The 22070-nt window shown below is 53.3% G+C and carries 21 protein-coding genes; 14 read left to right on the top strand and 7 right to left on the bottom strand.

Features of this window, described 5'->3' with window-relative positions:
• Positions 1-13: 13 nt before the first annotated feature.
• The gene (locus J3362_RS13395; RefSeq protein ID WP_108019711.1) at positions 14-3211 is read left to right on the top strand and encodes an efflux RND transporter permease subunit; all 3198 of its coding nucleotides are present in this window, start codon (positions 14-16) and stop codon (positions 3209-3211) included.
• Between the two features lie 88 nt (positions 3212-3299).
• On the opposite strand, the gene J3362_RS13400 is transcribed toward J3362_RS13395, so the two are convergent.
• Positions 3300-4667, bottom strand: coding sequence for a sensor histidine kinase (locus tag J3362_RS13400; RefSeq protein ID WP_349520320.1), 1368 nt, complete (start codon positions 4665-4667; stop codon positions 3300-3302).
• 304 nt (positions 4668-4971) lie between these two features.
• On the opposite strand from J3362_RS13400, the gene J3362_RS13405 reads away from it, so the two are divergent.
• Positions 4972-5202, top strand: coding sequence for a hypothetical protein (locus J3362_RS13405; protein ID WP_108019707.1), 231 nt, complete (start codon positions 4972-4974; stop codon positions 5200-5202).
• A gap of 536 nt (positions 5203-5738) precedes the next feature.
• A complete protein-coding gene (locus tag J3362_RS13410) occupies positions 5739-6467 on the top strand; it encodes a TorF family putative porin (protein ID WP_108019704.1) in 729 nt (242 codons plus the stop codon).
• A 124-nt stretch (positions 6468-6591) separates the two neighbouring features.
• Here the strand turns inward: J3362_RS13410 and J3362_RS13415 are convergent, their stop codons facing one another.
• The 4 genes from J3362_RS13415 to J3362_RS13430 form a co-directional block, all read right to left on the bottom strand.
• Positions 6592-7278: a response regulator transcription factor gene (locus J3362_RS13415; protein ID WP_108019702.1), complete on the bottom strand. Its 687-nt coding sequence runs from the start codon at positions 7276-7278 to the stop codon at positions 6592-6594.
• A 276-nt stretch (positions 7279-7554) separates the two neighbouring features.
• On the bottom strand, positions 7555-8235 hold the full coding sequence (locus tag J3362_RS13420; RefSeq protein ID WP_061331744.1) for a hypothetical protein: 681 nt from the start codon (positions 8233-8235) through the stop codon (positions 7555-7557).
• A 15-nt stretch (positions 8236-8250) separates the two neighbouring features.
• On the bottom strand, positions 8251-8985 hold the full coding sequence (locus J3362_RS13425; RefSeq protein WP_197463823.1) for a HupE/UreJ family protein: 735 nt from the start codon (positions 8983-8985) through the stop codon (positions 8251-8253).
• A 46-nt stretch (positions 8986-9031) separates the two neighbouring features.
• On the bottom strand, positions 9032-9394 hold the full coding sequence (locus J3362_RS13430; protein ID WP_349520323.1) for a hypothetical protein: 363 nt from the start codon (positions 9392-9394) through the stop codon (positions 9032-9034).
• Between the two features lie 80 nt (positions 9395-9474).
• Here J3362_RS13430 and J3362_RS13435 point away from each other — a divergent pair, with 80 nt between their 5' ends.
• The 3 genes from J3362_RS13435 to J3362_RS13445 all read left to right on the top strand — a co-directional run bounded on the left by J3362_RS13435 (position 9475) and on the right by J3362_RS13445 (position 11765).
• The gene (locus J3362_RS13435; protein ID WP_349520325.1) at positions 9475-9753 is read left to right on the top strand and encodes a metal-sensing transcriptional repressor; all 279 of its coding nucleotides are present in this window, start codon (positions 9475-9477) and stop codon (positions 9751-9753) included.
• 13 nt (positions 9754-9766) lie between these two features.
• The gene (locus J3362_RS13440; protein ID WP_349520327.1) at positions 9767-11074 is read left to right on the top strand and encodes an MFS transporter; all 1308 of its coding nucleotides are present in this window, start codon (positions 9767-9769) and stop codon (positions 11072-11074) included.
• Positions 11075-11306: 232 nt separating this feature from the next.
• Positions 11307-11765, top strand: coding sequence for a hypothetical protein (locus J3362_RS13445; RefSeq protein ID WP_285359629.1), 459 nt, complete (start codon positions 11307-11309; stop codon positions 11763-11765).
• 65 nt (positions 11766-11830) lie between these two features.
• Here J3362_RS13445 and J3362_RS13450 read toward each other — a convergent pair whose 3' ends face one another.
• Together J3362_RS13450 and J3362_RS13455 are read right to left on the bottom strand one after the other, a co-directional pair.
• On the bottom strand, positions 11831-13183 hold the full coding sequence (locus J3362_RS13450; RefSeq protein ID WP_349520329.1) for an ATP-binding protein: 1353 nt from the start codon (positions 13181-13183) through the stop codon (positions 11831-11833).
• On the bottom strand, positions 13170-13835 hold the full coding sequence (locus J3362_RS13455; RefSeq protein WP_108019689.1) for a response regulator transcription factor: 666 nt from the start codon (positions 13833-13835) through the stop codon (positions 13170-13172). The genes J3362_RS13450 and J3362_RS13455 overlap by 14 nt, the downstream gene beginning before the upstream one ends.
• Positions 13836-14035: 200 nt before the next feature.
• Here J3362_RS13455 and J3362_RS13460 point away from each other — a divergent pair, with 200 nt between their 5' ends.
• From J3362_RS13460 to J3362_RS13495, 8 genes are all read left to right on the top strand, one after another.
• Complete coding sequence (locus tag J3362_RS13460) at positions 14036-14563, top strand: cupredoxin domain-containing protein (protein ID WP_108019687.1); 528 nt, start codon at positions 14036-14038, stop codon at positions 14561-14563.
• Between the two features lie 87 nt (positions 14564-14650).
• On the top strand, positions 14651-16408 hold the full coding sequence (locus tag J3362_RS13465; RefSeq protein ID WP_349520332.1) for a copper resistance system multicopper oxidase: 1758 nt from the start codon (positions 14651-14653) through the stop codon (positions 16406-16408).
• Positions 16405-17154, top strand: coding sequence for a copper resistance protein B (locus J3362_RS13470; RefSeq protein WP_108019684.1), 750 nt, complete (start codon positions 16405-16407; stop codon positions 17152-17154). The genes J3362_RS13465 and J3362_RS13470 overlap by 4 nt, the downstream gene beginning before the upstream one ends.
• Before the next feature lie 152 nt (positions 17155-17306).
• Positions 17307-17663 (top strand): hypothetical protein, encoded by a 357-nt coding sequence (locus tag J3362_RS13475; protein WP_349520333.1) that lies wholly within the window; start codon positions 17307-17309, stop codon positions 17661-17663.
• 11 nt (positions 17664-17674) lie between these two features.
• Positions 17675-19030, top strand: a complete 1356-nt coding sequence (locus J3362_RS13480) for an APC family permease (RefSeq protein ID WP_349520334.1) — start codon at positions 17675-17677, stop codon at positions 19028-19030.
• 27 nt (positions 19031-19057) lie between these two features.
• Positions 19058-19285, top strand: a complete 228-nt coding sequence (locus tag J3362_RS13485) for a DUF805 domain-containing protein (protein WP_022990675.1) — start codon at positions 19058-19060, stop codon at positions 19283-19285.
• A complete protein-coding gene (locus J3362_RS13490; protein WP_349520336.1) occupies positions 19278-21644 on the top strand; it encodes a heavy metal translocating P-type ATPase in 2367 nt (788 codons plus the stop codon). The genes J3362_RS13485 and J3362_RS13490 overlap by 8 nt, the downstream gene beginning before the upstream one ends.
• A 31-nt stretch (positions 21645-21675) precedes the next feature.
• Positions 21676-22062: a DUF302 domain-containing protein gene (locus J3362_RS13495; RefSeq protein ID WP_349520337.1), complete on the top strand. Its 387-nt coding sequence runs from the start codon at positions 21676-21678 to the stop codon at positions 22060-22062.
• Positions 22063-22070: the final 8 nt, after the last annotated feature.

The raw sequence follows: 22070 nt of genomic DNA on the forward strand, positions 1-22070 counted from the left end.
TCCGGGAGCCATTATGTTCAACCGAGTTGTCGACTGGGCGGTTCAGAACCGCCTGTTGGTTCTTATTGCGCTTGCAGTGCTTATCGCCACGGCCGCGTTTCAGATCCCAAAACTGAATCTTGATGCCTTTCCTGACGTTACAAACGTCCAGGTCGCTGTTAATACAGAGGCGCCCGGACTTGCGGCTGAGGAAGTAGAGCAACTGATCACCTATCCCATTGAAGCGGTGATGTATGCGTTGCCGGATGTTGAGGAGGTTCGGTCCATCTCCAAAACCGGGTTGTCCGGTGTCACGGTGGTTTTTAAAGAGGGCACGGATATCTATTTCGCGCGCCAGTTGGTGTTCGAACGTTTGCAGGCCGCGCGGGAGCTGATTCCGGACGGTGTCGGGGTGCCTGAAATGGGCCCGAATACGTCCGGTCTTGGCCAGGTCTACCAGTACTTGCTGATAGCGGACCCGGATTCGGGGTACGACGCAATGGAATTGCGCAGCCTGCACGACTGGCTGGTCAAACTGTTGCTGATACCGGCAGAAGGGGTTACAGAAATCCTGTCGTTTGGCGGAGAGGTCCGCCAGTACCAGGTGAACCTGAATCCGGCTCGAATGCTGTCCTATGACTTATCACAGAACGACGTCATGGAAGCCCTGGAGAACAACAACTCCAATGTCGGTGGTTGGTACATGGGCCGCGGACAGGAACAGTTGGTTATTCGGGGTATGGGCTGGCTGGGCAATGGCGAGCAGGGCCTGGAGCAGATCCGTCAGGTGCCCGTTAAAACCAGTGACGGCATCACAGTAACCGTGGACGATGTCGCTCAGGTGGGACTTGGCACTGAAATTCGCCAGGGTGCGGTGACCATGACCCGGAAGGATGAAGATGGTCAAGTTGAACAACTGGGTGAAGTGGTTTCTGGCATTGTACTCAAACGAATGGGGGCCAACACCAAAGCCACCATCGACGGCATCGAGGCCCGCATTGATCGCATAAACCAGGCGCTTCCGAGTGGGGTTCGTTTTGAGCCCTACTACAACCAGGCGGATCTGGTGACCAAAGCGGTAGAAACGGTGACCAATGCGCTTCTGTTGGCTTTTGTGTTTATTGCGATCGTGCTTGCACTGTTCCTGATGAATTTGCGGGCAACAACGCTCGTGCTGCTTTCAATACCGATTTCCATCGGTATTGCGCTGATGATCATGGCCTGGTTCGGCCTCTCGGCCAACCTGATGTCTCTGGGCGGTATTGCTGTGGCAATCGGCATGCTGGTGGATGGCTCTGTTGTTATGGTTGAGAACATGTTCAAGCATCTGACCCATCCCGATGCTGAGCATGACGCCCAACGGGACGAGTTGGTCGAAAACGACCCTGATCCATTGGACGCGTCACACGATGATCATGGCATTGCGCTTCGTCTCCAGGAAGCCGGTCGGGAAGTGGCCCGGCCCATCTTTTTCGCGACGGCGATTATCCTGGTTGTTTTTATGCCTCTGTTCAGTTTTGAAGGTGTGGAAGCCAAGCTTTTCCAGCCAATGGCAATCAGCATCATGCTGGCCATCGTTTCCGCTGTGATCGTCGCTCTGATCGTTGTGCCTGCGTTGGCTTCGTTTGTGTTTCGCAAGGGTATCCGGGAGCGGGAAAGCTTCGTTTTAAAACCTCTTGAGAAGCTTTATCGCCAGGGCCTTGACTGGTCGCTGAAACACACCCGATCTGTTGTCGGTGCTGCCGCTGTTCTTGTGGTGCTGGCGGCCCTGGTCGTGCCTCGACTCGGCACTGAGTTTGTCCCTGAACTGGAAGAAGGGACAATCAACCTCCGGGTGACGCTGGCCCCTTCATCAAGCCTTGATACGGCGATTGAAGTTGCGCCAAAACTGGAAGCCATGTTGATGGAATTTCCAGAAGTGACTTACGCTCTGTCCCGGGCTGGTCGAGCAGAAATAGGCGGCGATCCGGAGCCCGTAAACAACATAGAGATCTATATCGGCTTAAAACCAACTTCGGAATGGACCAGCGCCAGTAATCGCTATGAATTGCAGGCCCTGTTTGAGGAGAAGCTCGAACAGCACCCGGGGCTACTGTTTAACTTTTCTCAGCCTATCGCGACTCGGGTTGATGAATTGTTGTCAGGTGTTCGTGCGCAGTTGGCCATCAAACTCTTTGGCCCGGATCTCGATGTATTGGCGGAGAAAGGCCAGCAGATCGAAGCGGCGGTCCGAACAGTACAGGGAACACGAGACGTGGCCATGGAGCAGATTGCCGGTGAAGCGCAGTTGGTGGTTCAGCCTAACCGTCAGGCACTTTCCCGATACGGACTTGCCGTGTCTGATGTGATGAGTGTCGTCCGGGATGGGCTGGGTGGTGCCGCTGCGGGCCAGATCATTAATGGAAATGAGCGGTACGATATCTATGTGCGTCTGGCGAAACGTTTTCGGGAAGACCGGGATGCCATTGCCGATCTCAGGTTACAGGCGCCGTCCGGGGCCTGGGTGAGACTCGGTGATGTGGCTGATGTGTCTATTGAATCCGGCCCGCCTCAGGTCCGCCGCGACGACGTCCAGCGCCGTGTGGTCATTCAGTCCAATGTGCAGGGTCGTGATATGGGCAGCGTGGTTGCCGATATTCAGGATACCATCGCGTCAGAAGTAAACCTTCCCCCCGGCTATTCGGTGGATATTGGTGGTCAGTTTGAAAACCAGCAGCGAGCTCAGAAGCGATTGACCATTGTGGTACCTGTATCTCTGGGGCTGATTGCGCTGTTGCTCTACTTTGCTTTCAGTTCGGTTGGTCAGGCGCTGTTGATTCTGGTCAACGTGCCGCTTGCCGTTATTGGTGGCGTCTTTTCACTCTGGATCTCCGGCCAGTATCTTTCAGTGCCCAGTTCCGTTGGATTCATCACACTGTTTGGTGTGGCGGTGCTTAACGGGGTCGTTATGGTCGAAAGCATCAATCAGCGAATACAGGACGGGTTGAATGTGGATACCGCGGTGTTTGAAGGTGCCGTCTCCCGTTTACGTCCTGTTTTGATGACAGCAATAACCTCGGCGCTCGGTTTGATACCGATGCTATTGTCGACGGGTGTGGGGGCGGAAATCCAGAAGCCGCTGGCCAGCGTGATTGTTGGTGGTCTCGTGACGGCAACTTTCCTAACCCTTTTTGTTTTACCGGCTCTATTCAAGCACTTCTCAAAGGCTAAACTCGAGGATATACAACGGTAGAAGGAAGCTGGAATTACAAAATTGTTGTCGCGAGCAGGGAAGGGTATTCTCGCCGTCGTAGCGGGGAGGGGGATTTATGGTTGTTGCTCTACTCTGGGAAAGGAAGCATAACTGTGATTCTGGCGCCCCCTGTGTCTGAGGATCCAATGTTCATCTGTCCGAAATTGTCTTCTAGTATTTCGGACACGATGGACAGCCCCAGTCCAAACCCAGAAACGGTTTCGTCAAGCCGGGAACCTCTATCCATCACTTTTGAGGCCGCTTCTGGATCAATCCCAGGGCCGTCGTCTGCAACTTCTATCGTTAGCCCTGAATCGGTCGGGCTAATTGAAACGTCAACCGTGGCCCGACTCCACTTCCCGCCATTTTCGAGCAGGTTACCGAATAACTCTGATAGGTCCTGACGCTCCATGGGCCAACTGAAGTTATTCGGCAAAGATGTATTAATACGAAAACTCTTGTCGGGAAAGATTTTTTCCATGACAGAGATGACGTTATTCGCTATTTCAACCGGCAAACATGTTTGCCCCATCTGCCTGCCAGATATATCTGCCTTGCTCATGCGGTAGTTCAAGGACCGGCTTAGATCCTTTAGGTTGGAGGTCATGAACTCTATGTCGTCGCGGGAGGGAGGTAACGAACCAGTGTCTGACAGGATTGCGAGATTGGCAGAGATTGAGGTCTTTACCATGTGAGAAAGATCAGAATTGAGGCGGCGATGGCGGTCAAGCCGACGACTTGCTAGTTCAAGTAGATTATTGAACTGTTTGATCAGCGGACTGAACTCCTTTGGTGCGTCAGGATTCAACCGAGGTTGTTTGCCAGATTGCAGCCGTCTCATGTCGTCCTTGATGTGTTCGATCGGTTTCAAGGCCAGGTAAGTCGTGATGCCTACCAGGGCCAAGAGAACAACGAGCAACAAAGCGGAGGCGGCAAGCAAGGTCATGTGAGCTCCAATGGATCGCTCAGCGAGTCCACTCTCCATTTCCAGGATGGTGATTGACGAAAGCGAACTGTCAATTCCGACACCACGTTTTAATCCGAGAAGGCCATCTGCACCGTGGGATATTTCGACAAAGCCCGCCGGCTTTTCTAAAACCATACGCAACTTCGTTTGATTTACGTTGTTACTGGCAATGACGCTTCCATCTTTCATTTCAACGATGAGGGCGTGTTCCAGTAGCAATTGGAATCGATCGATCATGCTGCCGATCTCGTCAACCGTCGGCATTTCGTTTGCAATGATGGTTTGAAAACTCTCCACCTCCTTTTCAAGGCGATGTTTTCTGGACTCGTTCGAGAGCTGCTCCATCACATAGGTGTGTGAGAAAAAAATCAGTAGAAAATACAAGAGGCTAAAAAAGATGCCATATTGGAAAGCAGTTTTTCGGATACTTTTCTGCGATGTCATGAAGGTGCTTTTGTCGATTGAGCGGAAGGCTTCAGTTGAAGGCACATAGAGGTGTTCTTATCCAAAAGCATAGTTGGAATCGAAGCGTGCCGCAACGGATGCGAGCCTGAGAGAGGGCGGCTCTGGTCTACAGATAGGTCTGGCCTGGTCTTATCTTCTTAGGCATTTGAATAACTCGGTTTAGTGTCATCAAAGCCGACCTGAATGGCTTTTGAGCTAGAGGTAAACGCTGAAAAAAACGTTTCATCAGCATAGATTTTCAAGTGTGTTTAAAGTTTCGATGTTCTACTAGGAATCTGAGGCCATTGAATTTCGCTGGTCTAATTGAAATAAATATCGGAGCCGTTTTATGAAGAAAGTATCCATGATTCTAGTAGCTTCTTTCCTGGCAAGTGGTGCTTCAATAGCCCTCGCAGGAGGGCAAGCGGACAGATACAACGAGGCAAGAAGCTATCCTAATAAGAGCATAGATGAACGTTCCTCCCAGTATCGTGCGGAAGAGAGCGAGACCGTCAAAAAACTGAAGGAAGAACATAGATTGATTAAAGAGTTGATTGGGGATCTCTTGGAAAAGCAATAACACTTATCGTTGTTTACTTGGAGCCAAGCGGGCAATTGCGTGGCTCCAGTATTAATTTAATGATACATTTTATTAATTTTGCAAAAAAACGGCGCAGGTCGCGCTTTAAGATTAATGAATCTCGAAAGAAAGACAGAGTGCAAATGGTTGGAAATTTGCATTCTCTACTGAGAAAATTTTCAGTAGTATTCATGACCAATTAAGACCTTCCTCTATTTTCCTCATAGAACCATATCCGATCTCGAACTTCCACGTTAAAAATAATTCTATTTTAGTTATCGTTTTCTTGCAGTTTTGTTTCTATTTGGTGCGCTTATTAATAAGTGCACTATCGTCGAGCAATGCGACACTTGAAGCATAGTGTTTATTGCATTGAATGATTAAATATTTAACAAATTTTATTAATTACGGCCCTGATTTGACGACAACTGCCCATAATTTAAGTTTTTGGAAAAGATGGCACAAAACGTGAATGCATTGTAGATGCGTTATTCAATGCGCAAATAACTAAGCTGTCAAAATTGAAGGTGAAAACGATGAAAAGACGTATCTCGACTAAAGATTGTTTGCTGAGTGTTGGTTTGCTCGTAACCCTCCAAGCGGTCCCGTTAATTGCCAGCGCAGATGTTAGTGCAAATTTGGGCATAACAAGCAATTACTTATTTCGCGGTGTGACACAAACAGATGGCTCAACAGCGACCCAAGGTGGGTTTGACTACGAGCATGCATCGGGGCTTTATTTTGGCGGCTGGGGCTCCAATGTGGATTTCGGCGATGGGACGAGCTACGAGCTTGATCTCTATGCTGGCTTCTCCGGTGCAATCGAGGATATCGGTTACGATGTTGGATACATTTATTACTCTTACCCTGACGCTCCTGAATCTATTGACTTTGGCGAAATATACGGAGAGTTGAGTTACAGCATTGCATCTATTGGTGTGGCTTACACAGCAAATAGCGACGTAAGCGGCGAGGGGCTGTTCGTTCAAGGCGATATCTATTATTACGCATCTGTTGATGTGCCGCTGGAAGACGATTTCAGCACAGGTGTTTTGATTGGTTATTATGATTTCACTGATGACAGCAAGGCGTCTGTTGGTGATGCGAGTTATGGGCATGCAGCTGTTAATGTCACCAAAGATGCGGGGAACTTTGGAGCTTTCAGTGTTAATCTGGAATACGCTGATATCGATTCAAGTAACGCACTTGGTTCGGTCAATTCGGACGACCCGAAGTTTTGGCTGGGCTGGACTAAATCTTTTTAATCCATTTGGTATTTTTCACCGAAATGATTAATTGTTAATAAAGCTGGCCCAGTTTATGGGCCAGCGCGTTTATCTGGCGAACCCTGTTACTTGAAGAAGAATAGTTAAATCACAGTAAAAGAAGTCAAGCTTTAGCATTTTTCTGAAGAGGATCTCTTGCAAAAAAATATCCTTGCCCTCTCAATGTTTTTATTCGTTTTTTCCCGAGTATTTTTCTGAGCCTAGCTATGTAGACTTGAACGACATTTCTGGTTGGGCACCTTTCGATATTATAGAGTGCTTCAACAAGTTCGTCCTGCGAGAAGACTCTGTCAGGAGAGCGAAGAAAGCATTGTAAAAGGCGGTACTCCGTTGCGGTTAGTCTGAACTCTTTGTGATCGGGAGTTGTTAGGGTTCTATAGGTTGCATTAAGTAGAAAGCCATCCACGATAATCTTATCAGTTGCTCGCCCGTCTTTTCTTCTTATTATGGCGCTAAGTCGAGCTTTTAGTTCATCGAATTCGAAGGGTTTTGGAAGATAATCGTCTGCCCCGGCATTTAAGCCCTCAACTCTCTCTGTCCAGTTGGAGCGGGCAGTTAAAATAAGAATAGCTTCATCTTTGCCGCTGCTTCTCCAATTCTGCAACAAGGAAAGTCCGTTCTGGTCGGGCAGTCCGATATCGAGTACGATCGCTTGGTAACTGCTTGCTTCTACGAACGAATTGGCCTCTGAGCCGTTTTTGGCTACATCAACAGTAAAGTGTTCCTTCGCAAGCCAGCCAGAAATTTTTTCTGCGAGTATCGCGTTATCCTCGACAATTAGAACTTTCATCTATGAACGCCGTTTGTGGATGTTGGGTGATTTTGGTCGCCACCTATCTCGTGCGCAAATCAAAATAGCTCAGAAAGTGGATTTCAAGCAGCCCACTATAAAAACAGACGAACCTGAATTCAGCTTGAAAAACACGTTACTTTTCGGACAGGCGTGGCAATCCACGAAGCATGGGCCGAGGCAAGTTGGTCTTCCATCGCTGATCGTAATCGATGCACCGAGTTTGTCTGTTTTCGACAGACTTGGTGCATGCGATGAATGATCAGGGGCACTCCCTTACATTGCCTTCTTCAGCTCACCATAGTCACCCCCGGTACGGAGCACCAGCGTGATGTCGTTATCGTTACGGTTGCGGAAAAACCAGCCGTGGTTGCCCGTGAATGCCGCCACCAATTCTCCCTTATCTTCTGGAACGCCACGGCCTTTCTCATAGGAAATGGATTGACCGCTGCCATCACCGTGGGTATCGAAGTTGATCGGGCCGCCCTCAGAGGTCCATGAGAATCGCGCGACGGCGTCTTCCTTCATGGTGAGTTTGAACTCGGTACCCTCTCCTGGAGCCAGGACAACGCGGACTTCGTCCTGCCATAGTGGTTCTTGGGCGGGTTCAGGAAGAGGCTCCTCCTTGATTGTCTGCTCGGCGACTGGTTCTGGGGCAGCGGTTGTTTCCGTCGCGGAGGCGTCTGGCTCCTGCGGTTTTGTTGCGCCGGCTGATTGAACGCCGACCAATTGCGCTGTCTCGTCAGCCGCGGCTTCGTTCGCGAGTTGGCCTTTGATTTCACCCATTTCCGTCAGGCCCAAAAGGCGACCCGCGCCGGTGGGGTCCAGCGCATATTCGGCCGGCATTACCACAGTCACTAGCAGCACCAATGCCACTATCGCGGCCATGATAGTGGAACGAATCAGTTTTGCGGTGCTGGGCAGATCACTGCGTGAAGGCATATCTGTGTTGTACATAAATCGTCTCCAGAATTAAGCAACAAAATAACCGGTGAGCTGGTAGCCCATGAGCAAGAAGCCCGCGCTCATCATGGCCACGTTGGCGGTGTAGGCGTGTCGAAAAAAGCCATCCGTTTTGCGCCAGAAGCTCATAAGGATCAGGATCATGGCCAGCGCAACGAGCTGACCGATTTCGACGCCTACGTTGAATGCAAGAAGGTTGGGTATCAGCCCGTCCGGTGAGATGTCGTATTCGATGATCTTGGTCGAGAGCCCAAAGCCGTGGAAGAACCCGAATATCAGAGTTGCGGCCTTGGTGTTGGGCTGGAATCCGAACCAGCGTTGGTAGGCGCCAATGTTGTCCAATGCCTTGTACACAATGGACAGGCCAATAATCGCGTCAATGAGGTAGCTGTTGATGCCGACGTTGAAGTAGACACCTAACAGCATCGTTGTGGAATGTCCCAGAGCGAACAGGCTCACGTAGATCGCGATGTGCTGCATGCGATAGAGGAAAAAGATGACGCCTAGCAGGAACAGCAGGTGGTCATAACCGGTGACCATGTGTTTGGCCCCGAGGTAAGTGAACGCAATGAGGTTTATACCGGTGATTTCCTGAATGTACCCCTTGTCTCCCTGGGCAACCGCGTGGGCGAGCACGTCAGTACTCATGCCCAACAGGCCAATGGTCAGGATCATCCATAACAGACGGTGTCCGCCGGCGCCGACATGCGCGCGCCAATGGCCGTCAAAGAGATTTGACAACATAGTGACTCCAATAGATTTGATTACAAAAGCTGCTTCGCAGCGAATATCAGAACGTCATGGAGTCTTTCGGGGGGCGATCGAGCCGGTAACGAAAACTGCGAGGGGAGTCTGCGGCAAATGGAATAATCTGCCGTAGTGACATCGACTGGCTGGCGAGCAGTCGGTTGGTCAGGTGACCCATGGTTTCATGGGTATGGTTGCCAGTGTCATGGTGAATGTGATTCTCAGAGTCTTCACCACCACTGTCATGGCTGTGTGGGTGGCTTTCATGATCCAGTGTGGTCGGGGCAGCAAGCTCCGCAGCACCGTGTGAAGAGGCTTCGCCGATAACCGACAACGACATGCCTATCAATGCGAACAGCATGACGAGCATTTGCAGCAGATTTTTGCGCTGAATCGCTGTGACCATAAATGTGGCGATGCCGTCTGGTAATTGGATTTAAAGACTGGTTAAGGATAGCATCCCCCTAGGGGGGATAGGAATGAAGAATGGCTAATGAATACAAACACCAGTCGCATCCAGAGATCGTGAAACGCCTGAAGCGCGCCAACGGGCACCTTCAGAGCGTGATCAACATGATCGAAGAGGAAAAGCCCTGCCTGGAGCTTGCACAACAGCTTCATGCGGTAGAGAGGGCCATCCAGCAGGCCAAACGTGTGCTGGTACAGGATCATATCGAGCATTGCCTGGACGACGCGATTGGAGCGCTGGAACCTGACCAGCAAAGGCGGGTTGATGAATTCAAGGCTATTGCCCGTTATCTCTGAGCTCAGCTGACCGATGTTAGGGATTCTCCAACACCGAACCTATCGCCATCTGTTTTTCGCTCAGGTGGTGGCCCTTTTGGGAACTGGATTGGCGACGGTGGCGTTAAGCCTGCTGGCATTTGATCTGGCAGGGAATGACGCAGGCCAGGTGTTGGGCACCGCGATGGCCATAAAAATGGTGGCCTATGTGCTGATTGCACCGCTGGCCTCAGCGCTTGCCGAGAGAATGCCCCGTCGGATGATGCTGGTGTCACTGGATCTGGTGCGAGCGGCTACCGCCCTGGCTTTACCGTTCGTATCTGAAATCTGGGAGGTGTATGCCCTAATTGCGGTACTTCAGTCCGCGTCTGCCGCCTTTACCCCTGCATTTCAGTCCACCATTCCGGACACGCTCCCGAACGAGGACGACTACACCAAAGCATTGTCTCTTTCTCGTCTTGCCTATGATCTTGAGAACCTGGTGAGCCCGGCTTTGGCTGGGTTAATCCTGCTGGCGACCAGTTGGCAGGCGCTGTTCTCCGGCACAGTCGTGGGTTTCATTGCGTCTGCATTTCTGGTGGTGTCTGTGGTTTTGCCATCCGGTTCTGCACCCCAAAAACGTCGTGGGGTTTTTGAGCGGGCGCGCCGGGGGTTTCGAATCTTCTTTGCTACGCCACGTCTTCGAGGCCTAATGGCACTGAACGTGGTAGTCAGCATGGCTGGCTCGATGGTGATTGTGAACACTGTCGTGATTGTGCGTGGCAGCTTCGGCCTAACGGACCAGCATACCGCCATGGCGTTTGCCGCTTTCGGCGGCGGCTCCATGCTTGCGGCCATCGCATTGCCCACACTGCTCAAACGATGGAAGGATCGCCCGGTCATGCTGACGGGGGCGTGGGTGTTACTCGGTGGCCTGGGAGCGGCCCTGTTGGCCGATTCGATTGAAACGTTGTTGCCAGTGTGGGTAGTCCTTGGCACAGGCTTCTCAACAGTACAGACGCCGATTGGCCGGCTGCTTACCCAATCCTCTCACGGCGAAGATCGGCCGGCTGTTTTCGCCGCTCAGTTTTCCTTATCCCATGCAGGCTGGCTGTTCGCCTATCCACTGGCGGGATGGTTGGGATCGAGTGCAGGCATTCAACTAACGTTGATGGTGCTGGCGACCCTGGGGCTCGCTTTCCTGACCGCTGCGATAAGACTTTGGCCTGCTGATGATCCGCTGGTGCTAGCACACAGTCACGCCGACCTGCCCAGCAATCATCCGCACAGAGTAGAGTCCGGGCCAGAACATTCTCATCGGTATGTGATCGATGAATTACATCCGAGGTGGCCGGGTTACTGATTGGCCGCTGATATCTCAGTGGGAATGTTGATCGTCGTGCATAACCCCCACACCGTTTAGATCTGATCTTTCTTTAAATGCTGGAATAGCTTACAGAAATACCAGTTCAAAACCCTGGATTTTTGAAATATCAATGACCTGCGGGCATTTCTAAACTCATGGTTGCGCGTTATTTCGAGTTGTGGTCTAAAGTAAATAGGTGGTATTGGCTCTGATTTGTGGAGGAAGGTACATGACGCCGATCAAATACCTCGTCGCAACTGCCGTTCTTGCAGCGCTTCCAGCATTTGCAATGGCGCATGGTGATCAGGGCCCTTGGCAAGGACATGGTCCTGGAATGATGATGGATCAGGAGCAAATGCAGCAGATGCATCAAAATTGGTCGCGCATGAATCAGTCGATGCAACGCATGCAGGATGAGGCTTCGCCAGAAGAGCGGCAACGGTTGATGCGTGAGCACTGGGAATCGATGCAAGAACAGATGGATCTTATGCACGATGGAATGATGGGGCCCGGCATGATGCAGGGGCGTCACGGTATGATGAACGGGCAACACATGATGAACGACCGTGAATCCAATAAAGGTACTGGACCGAGTACCGACCAGAAACTGCAAATGATGCAACAGCGAATGGATCAAATGCAGCTGATGATTGAGCAGATCCTGCAACATGAGCGAAATTTGAATTAAAAGTGATTTTTCCTGATTTGCCAAGCGATCATCCATCCTGAATTGCATCTAAGGCGGCCAAGATACTAACTGGCGGCCAATATCGCAGAGGGAATGTCGATTGTCGCGCACAAACCGCTTTTCTTAGCGGCCGTAAAGTGGAGGGTTCCTCCGTAGCGTTCGACGATTTCCCGAACGATGGCGAGCCCGAGGCCATGGCCCGGTGTCTGTTCGTCCAGCCGCAATCCCCGTTGACCCAGCTTGCCGATTTCGGCGTCAGCAACGCCCGGCCCATCGTCGATAACACCTATGTGCAGTGTTCCGGAGTGTTGCGCCAATGACAGCTCCACGCAGCGTTCTGACCATTTGCCAGCGTTGTCCAGAAGATTACCCATAATTTCATTCAGGTCGTGCTCCTCAATCGGCCAGCGGACGTCCTCTGGCAGAGAGCTCGACAGTTCAAAGGATTTTTCCGGGTACAGTCGCCCCAGCATCCAGAGCAGGTCCCGTGCCTGTTTCAGTGGGTAGGCGCTTTTCCCGACCTGTGGCCCGGCAAAACGACTTCGTCGCATTTCGGCTTCAAGCTGTTTGTCGATGTCGTTGAGTCTCGCCGTCATCTGGAGCCGGAGTTCATTGGGAAGCGGGCGGCTCGTGTCCTCAAGTACCTGCCGGACGGCTGCAATGGGAGTCTTGACGCTGTGAGACAGGTTGGCCAGCGCATCCCTGGATCGTTCCAGACGCTGATCCAGTGAGTCGAGTAGCTGGTTGAGTTGTTGAACCAGCGGGCGAAATTCCTCGGGCGCATGCACATGAATCCGCGAAACCTCGCCGTCCTGAAGCCTTTTTAATGTGGCCTTCAGCTCGACAACGGGGCGCATGGACAGGTTGATACCGAACCAGATCACGGCAACCAGCAGCAGAATCAGCAGTATGGAAACGATGGCTGTCCAGACGTGCAACTCGGCTTGGCTGCGTTTCAAGGCTCCCAGATCCTCCGCCACAATCACCACGATGGGGGTGTCGCCCAAACGGAATGACTTGCGGTAAGCAAGGATATCCTCCGGCGCTTCGGCTGTTTCCCCCCCCTGCACCCGAGAGGTTCCATCCTGCCCGGATTCGATCATCGACCCCAGTACCGGCGCCCAGGAATCCGGTGACAGGATGGTTTTGGAAGGCGCATGGATGGCAAAGGCGTGGTGGAAGACTTCCTGAAAGTAATCACCGGTCTGGAGGCTATCCAGCTTACCACCAGAATTGCGAATTTGGTGCTCCAGGAAAGCAACTTCATCCTTGAGGCGTGTTTCTACGAATTCTCGTGACATGCGGTCCAGCAGCAGACCATGAACCAGCCAAGCCAGCCCCATCAGAGCGATGCCCGCAGGCAACAGCAGTACCAGCAGGGTGCCCTTGACGGATGTGGGCTTTCTAAACAGTGTCATTGAACAGGTACCCCTGGCCGCGACGGGTTGAGATGGCGTCGTTGCCAACCAGTTTTCGCAATCTGCGGATGTAAGCTTCGATCACGTTCTCATTCGGGGTGTCGTTCAGGTTGTAGAGCTGTTCCATTAGCTGCTCTTTTGAAAATAGATGGCCGGGACGGCTCATCAGGCACCGTAGAAGGCGAAATTCAGTGCCGGTCAAACTGTGTTCAGTGCCATCGTCCGACTTAAGGCTCTGGCGATTTTCGTCCAACTCATAGCGCCCGGCTTTGACCATCGAGTGAATTCGGCCTTCGCTTCGACGCACAATGGCATTCAGGCGGGCGATCAGTTCTTCGGTCTGAAAGGGTTTCGCCAAATAGTCATCGGCCCCCGCTTTGAGCCCTTCCACCTTGTCGTGCCAGTCTCCACGAGCGGTCAGGATGAGCACCGGAAAGGCGATACGATTTCTTCTCCACTTTCGCAGGATGTCCAGACCGTTGCCATCGGGGAGGCCAAGATCAAGGATAACAGCTCGATAATTCTCCTGTTCTCCCAGAACCATGGCTTCTCTGGCCGTGTAGGTCGTATCAACGCTGAATCCCGCCTTTTCGAGCTGGCCGCTCAATCCATCAGCCAGCAAACGGTCATCTTCAACGAGCAGTAATCGCATCGGGCTGTCCTTCTCTTGAACCGGATGGGCGAACAGTGTCGCCCACTTACCTGAATTCAGGCTGAACAACAAAAGAGTTGGGTATTTTCAGCAAGAATTCAGGTTGGTGCGCGATGGTGTCACTCGTATTTTGACACTGCTCTGAGTTCAGGGCTAACCGTTGCCGGTATTTCCGGCCAGTAATCTGAGGAGAAGACAAGATGAATGCATCCAAGTTGATTGTCGCAGCCGTTGCCATGTCGATGTCGGCAGTGACCCTCGCCGCTGGTGCCCATGGCGGTGGCCACGGTGCCAGCAGTGGCGAACCGGGCAAGGCATCAGAAGCCTCTCGCACTATTACCGTCGAAATGTACGACAACTACTACGAACCGGAAGAAATCAATGTTGAACCTGGCGAAACCGTACGCTTTGTCGTCAAGAACGAAGGCAGTCTGGTCCACGAGTTCAACATCGGCACCCCTTCCATGCATGAAGGCCATCAGAAGGAAATGATGATGATGGTTGAACATGGCGTGATCCAGGGCGGAAAGCTCAATCAGAACATGATGAATATGGATATGGGCAACGGTAAAACCATGAAGCATGACGATCCGAACAGCGTGTTGCTGGAACCGGGTCAAAGTAAGGAAGTTGTCTGGAAATTTACCGAAAAGGGCGATATCGAGTTTGCCTGTAACGTGCCGGGGCACTACCAGGCGGGCATGTACGGTGACGTTAACTTTGAGTGATTCGGTGTTCTGACAACCACGCGAATGCAAGGGTTGGCGACTGAATGCCAGCCCAGCTTCAACGAAGTGCAGTTTGGAGTAAAACAGATGAAAACACGTCTACTGACGGGGCTATTGAGCCTGTTGATGCCGGCAATGGTTCTGGCCGGCGAATACGACTTAACGGTCGACCGGGTTGAAATCGACACCGGTGACTTCGTCAAAGAGGGTATCGGGTACAACGGAAAGTCCCCCGGGCCGGTGATGCGCTTCAAGGAAGGCGAAAACGTCAGGATCAACGTGACCAACAACCTGGATGAGATGACATCGATCCACTGGCACGGCCTGATCCTTCCTTTTGATCAGGACGGTGTGCCAGGCATCAGCTTTCCGGGCATTAAGCCTGGTGAGACCTTTACCTACGAGTTTCCGATCCAGCAGGCAGGCACCTACTGGTTTCATAGCCATTCTGGTTTTCAGGAGCCGGACGGCGCCTACGGTTCCATCGTTATTGAGCCCGAAGGCCGTGAGCCGTTCCGTTACGACCGCGAATACGTTGTGCAGCTCACTGATAAGCATCCTCATTCTGGTGACCGCATCATGCGCAACCTGAAGATGATGCCGGATTACTACAACCGTGAGCAGCAAACCGTAGGGGAGTTTTTTTCGGACGCGTCCAAAAACGGTCTGATGAACACCATCCGGGACCGCATGGCCTGGGGTGACATGCGGATGATGAAAGCGGATGTGGAAGACCTACAGGGCTTCACAGGCCTGATCAATGGCAAAGGGCCCGAGCAGAACTGGACTGGCCTCTTTGAACCCGGAGAGCGCATCCGGCTGCGGTTCATTAACTCTTCGGCGATGACCTATTTCGATATCCGTATCCCGGGTCTGGACATGACCGTTGTGCAGGCAGATGGCAATAACGTTCAGCCCGTCAACGTGGACGAGTTCCGCATCGGTGTAGCGGAAACCTACGACGTGATCGTGCGCCCGAAAGATGAGCAGGCTTATACCATTTTCGCCGAATCCATGGGGCGTTCCGGTTATGCGAGGGCAACACTGGCCCCTGAAGAGGGTATGGAAGCCGCCGTGCCGCAACTGCGCGAGCCTGCCCGTCTGACTATGGCGGATATGGGCGGTATGCCCGGCATGGACCACGGCAATATGGCTGGCATGGATCATGGCAACATGGATATGAATAGCTCAGAAGAGATGCCGGGCATGGATCACTCCTCAATGGAAGGAATGGACCCGTCGAATATGGAAGGCATGGATCATTCGAGCATGTCCGGCATGGACCATGGCTCCATGGCGATGGGAAAAGCAGGCCCAAGCGATCCCTTCTATGCCAAGGGAAGCGGCCTTGTGCCCACGGCAGCCAATGGCGGCAAGTTCCTGTCTTACGCAGACCTGAAGGCTCAGGACCCACTGTATGAAGACCGCGAACCGACGCGGGAAGTCGAGCTTCGTTTGACTGGCAACATGGAACGGTACACCTGGAGTATTAACGGCGTGAAGTACGAGGACGCTGACCCCATTCGCCTGAAATACGGTGAGCGCGTTCGCTTCAAGTTCGTCAATGAAACCATGATGACGCACCCCATGCACTTGCATGGCATGTGGTCCATCCTCGATGTTGGCGCTGGTCAGTGGAACCCGATCAAACACACGGTCAGCGTCCAGCCGGGCACGACGGTGTATATGGAAACCGAGGTGGACGAGCCTGGCCAGTGGGCTTTCCACTGCCACCTGTCCTATCACGCGGCGGCCGGTATGTTCCGCAAAGTGATTGTTGAGGGTGGCCCCGAGTCGACTCAAGCAAAGGCGGACGCAACAACCGCGGAAGGAGGTGATGCATGAGATCTATTCGATCACTTGTTGCTGTCAGTTTTCTTGCCTCCATTGGATTCTCAGCGGCGGCGACAGCTCAGGAAATGATCTCCGACACCACCGCTCGCAAACAGCCGCTCACAACCTGGGGCATTCAGTTCGAGGAATTTGAATACCGCTACAGTGACGACGATGAGGAGTTGGGTGTCTGGAATGCAGATGCCTTCTACGGCACGGACGATCTCAAAGTTCGGTGGCTGACAAAAGGTGAGTATGCGATTGAAGAAAAGGCCTACGAAACGTTGGAAAACCAGCTTGTAGGCCAAGTGCCCATCTCCAAGTTCTTTGATGCCAAGGCAGGTGTTCGATTCGATACCCCCGAGGGTCCGGATCGGACCTACGCGGTATTGGGCGTAGCAGGGTTGGCGCCTCAGTGGTTTGAGATCGATGCGAACCTTTATGTGAGCAAAGATGGCGATACGTCAGCCCAACTTGACGCAGAGTACGAGTTGCTGTTCACGAACCACTGGATCCTGGCCGCAACGCTGGATGCCACTGTTGCGTTTAGCGAGGATGAAGAAATCGGTGTCGGAAAGGGATTGGTTTCCACCGAAACTGGCCTTCGGTTGAGGTATGACCTGATCGATCGTGCGTTCTCTCCCTACGTGGGCGTGGTGCATGAGCGCAAGTACGGCGATACAGCCGATTTTACGAAAGCTGAAGGCGGTGGGACAGAAGACTGGTTTGCCGTGATCGGCGCTCGAATCGCATTCTGATGCTGATGGGCCATGGGGAATCCCACGGCCCTTTTTCGTCTATGATTTGATGTAACTCAAATCCACCGAAAGTCTGTGTCCATTTTCAGTCGCAGTTCAGATTGAAGTGTTTTGATACAGGGAGAAGTCATCAGGAAGAGAGGTGTCACCCCATGACCAAAGCACACAAAGCAACCAATCAGGAGCAGTTTTTGTTGCGCCGAAAAATGGCCGTCGAGGGGCTTGGAGAGGATCAGTGGGAGGGGCTCATCCACGATCTTAATCACCACCCCTGCGTTGATTTCGCCGAGCGTGAGCCGAATGGCACATTGCAGGTGACGTACGACGGAACCCACTGGTCCGTCGATGAATTACTGGAACTGATCAAGGCTAACGGTGGCCGATTGAAAACCGGATGGTGGAGCCGGCGCAAATTGGCCTGGTACCGGGTTACCGACGACAACGTCCGGGCAAATGCCAAGCATGAGCCGTTCTGCTGTTCAAAAATCCCACCCATGAAGCGAAAATAACCGGAGGTTAGATGAGCGGGGAGCAGGACAGAACCACTCGTTATAAGGAAGGCAGTCTCACACTCGCAGGAACTGTCATGCTGGGTACCGGCGTCATGATTGGCGCCGGTATCTTTGCGTTGACCGGGCAGATGGCACAGATGACCGGCGTGCTTTTCCCGCTGGCGTTTCTCGCAGCGGCGGTGATTGTCAGCTTCAGCGCCTATTCCTACATCAAGATCTCCAATGCCTACCCGTCCGCCGGCGGTATCGGCATGTACCTGCACAAGGCTTACGGAAACCGGCTGCCAACGGCTTTCAACGCCCTGTTGATGTACTTTTCCATGGTGATCGCCCAGAGCTTCCTGGCCCGCACCTTTGGCTCTTACACCATGCAACTATTCGGAGGGGACGAAAGCGGCCGTATGGTGCCCATTCTGGGGGTGGCATTAATCCTCGTGGCTTTCGTGATCAACCTGCTGGGCAATCGGATGATTCAGGGGGTGGCTTCCTTTATTGGGATCCTGAAAATCGGCGGCATAATGATTTTCGGTCTGGTCGGGATCTGGATTGCCGACTCAGTCTCGGTTGATTTTTCGGAGCCCGGTGAAGCCGGAGCGCTGGGCAACTTCCTGGGCGCAACCGCACTGGGGATTCTGGCGTTCAAAGGCTTTACGACCATCACCAACAGTGGTTCGGAAGTAATAGACCCAAAGCGAAACGTCGGGCGCGCCATCGTGATTTCCATTGCCGCCTGCGTGGTGATCTACACGCTGGTGGGCTTTGCGGTCGCCAGCAACCTGTCACTGGCTGAAATTATCAAAACGCAGGATTACTCCCTCGCTGCTGCTGCGCGTCCCGCTCTCGGCGATTACGGTGTCTGGTTTACTGTCGCTATTGCCATGATGGCCACGGCGGGCGGTATTCTCGCCAGCGTCTTCGCGGTATCCCGCATGCTGGCGATGCTGACGGAGATGAAGCTCGTACCACACCGGCATTTTGGCATGCCCGGCAGCATCCAGAAACACACACTGGTGTATACCGTTGTCCTGGGGCTGATCCTCACCGCCTTCTTTGATCTGTCACGAATTGCCGCGCTGGGTATCGTGTTTTACCTGATTATGGACATTGCCATTCACTGGGGTGTACTGCGCTATCTTCGCAAAGACATCAAGGCCAACACCTGGGTGCCAACTACAGCCATCTTGTTGGATCTTTTGGCTCTGGGCGGCTTTGTCTGGGTAAAACTGAATACGGACCCGTTCGTCATTGGCGTGGCAGTGGTCACCATGATTGTGCTTGCAGTTTCCGAGCAGATTTTCCTGAAAAGATCGCCGGAATCCGCGCAAGCGAAACAGGAAGAGAGTCACGCGCATCGTCACCATTAACCAGAATCAGGAAGTGAGGCTATTGCCATGATGGGAGATAACATGTTCGGGAACACCATGTGGGCAGGCCACTGGCTGTGGATGCTGGTGATTGCCATTGTGGTCGTCATTCCGGCCTGGCGTATTTGCCAGCGCACGGGGTATCCGGGGTGGATGGGTGTACTGATACTGATCCCTATCGTCAATCTGGTTCTGCTGTATTTCATTGCATTTGCAGACTGGCCCGCCGATAAAACAGGAGATCAGAATGGCTGAGCATCAACACGCCCACCACCATGACAGTCATAATCACAGTCATGATCAAAAAGCTGCCGGGGAGCACGCAGTGAAAGATCCGGTTTGCGGCATGTCGGTGGATCCCCACTCGGCAGAGCACCGTAGCGAACACGGTGGCAAAACCTGGTACTTCTGCTCGTCACGCTGCCAGACCAAGTTTGACGAGGACCCGGAACAGTACCTCGGTGAGGAAAAGCAGCAGCAAGAGCCGGTAGCGCCGGGGACCATGTATACCTGCCCTATGCATCCGGAAATTCGCCAGCAAGGACCGGGGGACTGCCCCATTTGTGGGATGGCCCTGGAGCCAGAGCAGGTGAGCCTGGACGACGGGCCGTCGGCAGAACTCAAGGACATGACCCGCCGATTCTGGGTTGGCCTGGTGCTGACATTGCCGGTCCTGGTGCTGGAAATGGGCGGGCACCTGACCGGGCTTGACCATATTGTTGCTCCTCAGATGTCCAACTGGATTCAGTTAGCGCTGGCAACGCCGGTGGTGCTCTGGTGCGGCTGGCCCTTCTTCGTCCGGGGCTGGAAATCCGTGGTCAGTCGAAATTTGAACATGTTCACGTTGATTGCCATTGGCACCGGCGTAGCGCTGATCTATAGCCTGGTAGCCACACTTGCACCCCAGGTATTCCCGGGCGCCTTCCGGCAGGACGATGGCTCGGTGGCAGTGTATTTTGAGGCGGCAGCGGTCATCGTGGTGTTGGTGCTGCTGGGGCAGGTGTTGGAGTTACGGGCCCGGGAGAAAACCTCCGGTGCCATCAAGGCTCTGCTTGACCTGGCGCCCGCTACCGCCAGAAAACTGGACGATGATGGCGGTGAGTCGGATGTATCGCTGGATCAGGTAAAGGTCGGTGACCGTCTGCGGGTGCGCCCCGGCGACAAGGTGCCGCTGGACGGCGAGGTCCTTGAAGGCAGCTCCAACGTGGATGAGTCCATGGTGACCGGTGAGCCCCTGGCGGTCAGCAAGAAATCCGGCGATCAGGTGATCGGCGGTAGCATCAACCAGCAGGGTAGTTTTATCATGCGTGCCGACAAGGTTGGCCGCGATACCATGCTGTCCCAGATCGTGCAGATGGTCGCCAGCGCCCAGCGAAGCCGCGCACCGATTCAGGGGCTGGCAGACAAGGTAGCAGGCTGGTTTGTGCCCGCTGTGATCGTAATTGCCATTGTTGCCTTTATTGCCTGGTCTTTCTTTGGGCCAGCACCGCCCATGGCGTTCGGTTTGATTGCTGCAGTTAGCGTGCTGATCATTGCCTGCCCCTGCGCGCTCGGTCTGGCAACTCCCATGTCGATCATGGTGGGTGTCGGGCGCGGTGCCCAGAGTGGTGTGCTGATCCGCGACGCGGAAGCGCTGGAGCGAATGGAAAAGGTGGACACCGTGGTGGTCGATAAAACCGGCACGCTGACGGAGGGCAAGCCGCAAGTCACCCGCCTGGTCGCGGCGAACGGGTTCAATGACAGTGATCTGATGCGTTATGCCGGCGGCCTAGAGAAAGGCAGTGAGCACCCATTGGCCCACGCCATTCTCGATAAAGCCAAGGGCATGGACCTGAAACTGCCGGATGCGGAAGACTTTGACTCCCCGAATGGCAAAGGGGTCACCGGTCGAATCGACGGCAAGCGGGTGCTACTTGGCAACCGTCTTCTGATGGAGTCGGAGAATGTCGACACTGCGACATTTGACGGCGAAGCCGACCAGCTCCGAAAGGATGGCGCTACCGTGATTTTTGCCGCCGTCGACGGAAGCATCGCGGGGTTGTTAGCCATCGCCGACCCGGTCAAGGAAACCACCGAAGCCGCTATTTCCGCGCTGCAAAAAGACGGCATCCGGGTGGTCATGCTGACCGGCGACAACCGCACTTCAGCTGAAGCAGTTGCCCGAAAACTGCATATCGACGAAGTGGAAGCGGAAGTCCTGCCGGAAGACAAGGGCAAGATCGTCCAGCGTCTGAAAGATGAAGGCCGCATTGTGGTGATGGCGGGTGATGGCGTTAACGATGCGCCTGCACTGGCAACGGCGGATGTCGGTGTGGCCATGGGCACCGGGACCGATGTCGCCATCGAAAGCGCCGGCATTACGCTGCTGCGCGGCGATTTGATGGGCATTGTGGAAGCGCGCCGTTTGTCTCTGGCGACCATGCGCAATATCCGGCAGAACCTGTTTTTTGCATTTATATACAACTCTGCTGGCGTTCCTATTGCGGCAGGAGTGCTGTATCCGTTTTTCGGCATACTGCTTTCGCCGATTTTTGCAGCGGCCGCTATGTCGCTGTCCTCAGTCAGCGTGATAGTGAATGCGCTGCGTTTGAGGGTGGTGAAGCTCAATCAATAAACAATGAACTTCCGAATCATTGGAGATAGCCATGTCATACACGATCAATCGAATTATCAAAGATGCAAGCTTCGAGGGCGTAGATCAAAGAGCGCGCCAGGCCCTTACCGACCACGGTTTCGGGATACTGACGGAAATTGATGTCAAAGCCACCATGAAGAAAAAGCTGGACAAGGACATGTCGGCTTATCGGATTCTCGGGGCCTGCAATCCTGGCATGGCCTGGGAAGCCATCGGTGTGGAGCCTCGCGTGGGTGCCATGCTGCCTTGCAACGTTATTCTTCGTGAGGTTTCGGAGGGCATTGAGGTAAGTGCAGTGGATCCGGTGGCTTCCATGTCCGCCATTGATAATGAAGATCTCAAGCAGGTTGCCGGGAAAGTCAGGGATATGCTTTCTGAAGTCGTTCAGGCGATCTGATTGTCTTA

Origin of the sequence: Marinobacter sp. NFXS11, assembly GCF_040148675.1 — a bacterium.
In the GTDB taxonomy this organism is placed as follows: domain Bacteria; phylum Pseudomonadota; class Gammaproteobacteria; order Pseudomonadales; family Oleiphilaceae; genus Marinobacter.

Excerpts from the sequence above, each read along its gene's own strand:
- J3362_RS13445 (WP_285359629.1), top strand. The coding sequence starts at position 11,307 with ATGACGCCGATCAAATACCTCGTCGCAACTGCCGTTCTTGCAGCGCTT.
- J3362_RS13475 (WP_349520333.1), top strand. The coding sequence starts at position 17,307 with ATGACCAAAGCACACAAAGCAACCAATCAGGAGCAGTTTTTGTTGCGC.
- J3362_RS13410 (WP_108019704.1), top strand. The coding sequence starts at position 5,739 with ATGAAAAGACGTATCTCGACTAAAGATTGTTTGCTGAGTGTTGGTTTG.
- J3362_RS13465 (WP_349520332.1), top strand. The coding sequence starts at position 14,651 with ATGAAAACACGTCTACTGACGGGGCTATTGAGCCTGTTGATGCCGGCA.
- J3362_RS13440 (WP_349520327.1), top strand. The coding sequence starts at position 9,767 with ATGTTAGGGATTCTCCAACACCGAACCTATCGCCATCTGTTTTTCGCT.
- J3362_RS13425 (WP_197463823.1), bottom strand. The coding sequence starts at position 8,985 with ATGTTGTCAAATCTCTTTGACGGCCATTGGCGCGCGCATGTCGGCGCC.
- J3362_RS13460 (WP_108019687.1), top strand. The coding sequence starts at position 14,036 with ATGAATGCATCCAAGTTGATTGTCGCAGCCGTTGCCATGTCGATGTCG.
- J3362_RS13485 (WP_022990675.1), top strand. The coding sequence starts at position 19,058 with ATGATGGGAGATAACATGTTCGGGAACACCATGTGGGCAGGCCACTGG.
- J3362_RS13430 (WP_349520323.1), bottom strand. The coding sequence starts at position 9,394 with ATGGTCACAGCGATTCAGCGCAAAAATCTGCTGCAAATGCTCGTCATG.
- J3362_RS13490 (WP_349520336.1), top strand. The coding sequence starts at position 19,278 with ATGGCTGAGCATCAACACGCCCACCACCATGACAGTCATAATCACAGT.
- J3362_RS13415 (WP_108019702.1), bottom strand. The coding sequence starts at position 7,278 with ATGAAAGTTCTAATTGTCGAGGATAACGCGATACTCGCAGAAAAAATT.
- J3362_RS13455 (WP_108019689.1), bottom strand. The coding sequence starts at position 13,835 with ATGCGATTACTGCTCGTTGAAGATGACCGTTTGCTGGCTGATGGATTG.
- J3362_RS13435 (WP_349520325.1), top strand. The coding sequence starts at position 9,475 with ATGGCTAATGAATACAAACACCAGTCGCATCCAGAGATCGTGAAACGC.
- J3362_RS13450 (WP_349520329.1), bottom strand. The coding sequence starts at position 13,183 with ATGACACTGTTTAGAAAGCCCACATCCGTCAAGGGCACCCTGCTGGTA.
- J3362_RS13470 (WP_108019684.1), top strand. The coding sequence starts at position 16,405 with ATGAGATCTATTCGATCACTTGTTGCTGTCAGTTTTCTTGCCTCCATT.
- J3362_RS13495 (WP_349520337.1), top strand. The coding sequence starts at position 21,676 with ATGTCATACACGATCAATCGAATTATCAAAGATGCAAGCTTCGAGGGC.
- J3362_RS13405 (WP_108019707.1), top strand. The coding sequence starts at position 4,972 with ATGAAGAAAGTATCCATGATTCTAGTAGCTTCTTTCCTGGCAAGTGGT.
- J3362_RS13420 (WP_061331744.1), bottom strand. The coding sequence starts at position 8,235 with ATGTACAACACAGATATGCCTTCACGCAGTGATCTGCCCAGCACCGCA.
- J3362_RS13395 (WP_108019711.1), top strand. The coding sequence starts at position 14 with ATGTTCAACCGAGTTGTCGACTGGGCGGTTCAGAACCGCCTGTTGGTT.
- J3362_RS13480 (WP_349520334.1), top strand. The coding sequence starts at position 17,675 with ATGAGCGGGGAGCAGGACAGAACCACTCGTTATAAGGAAGGCAGTCTC.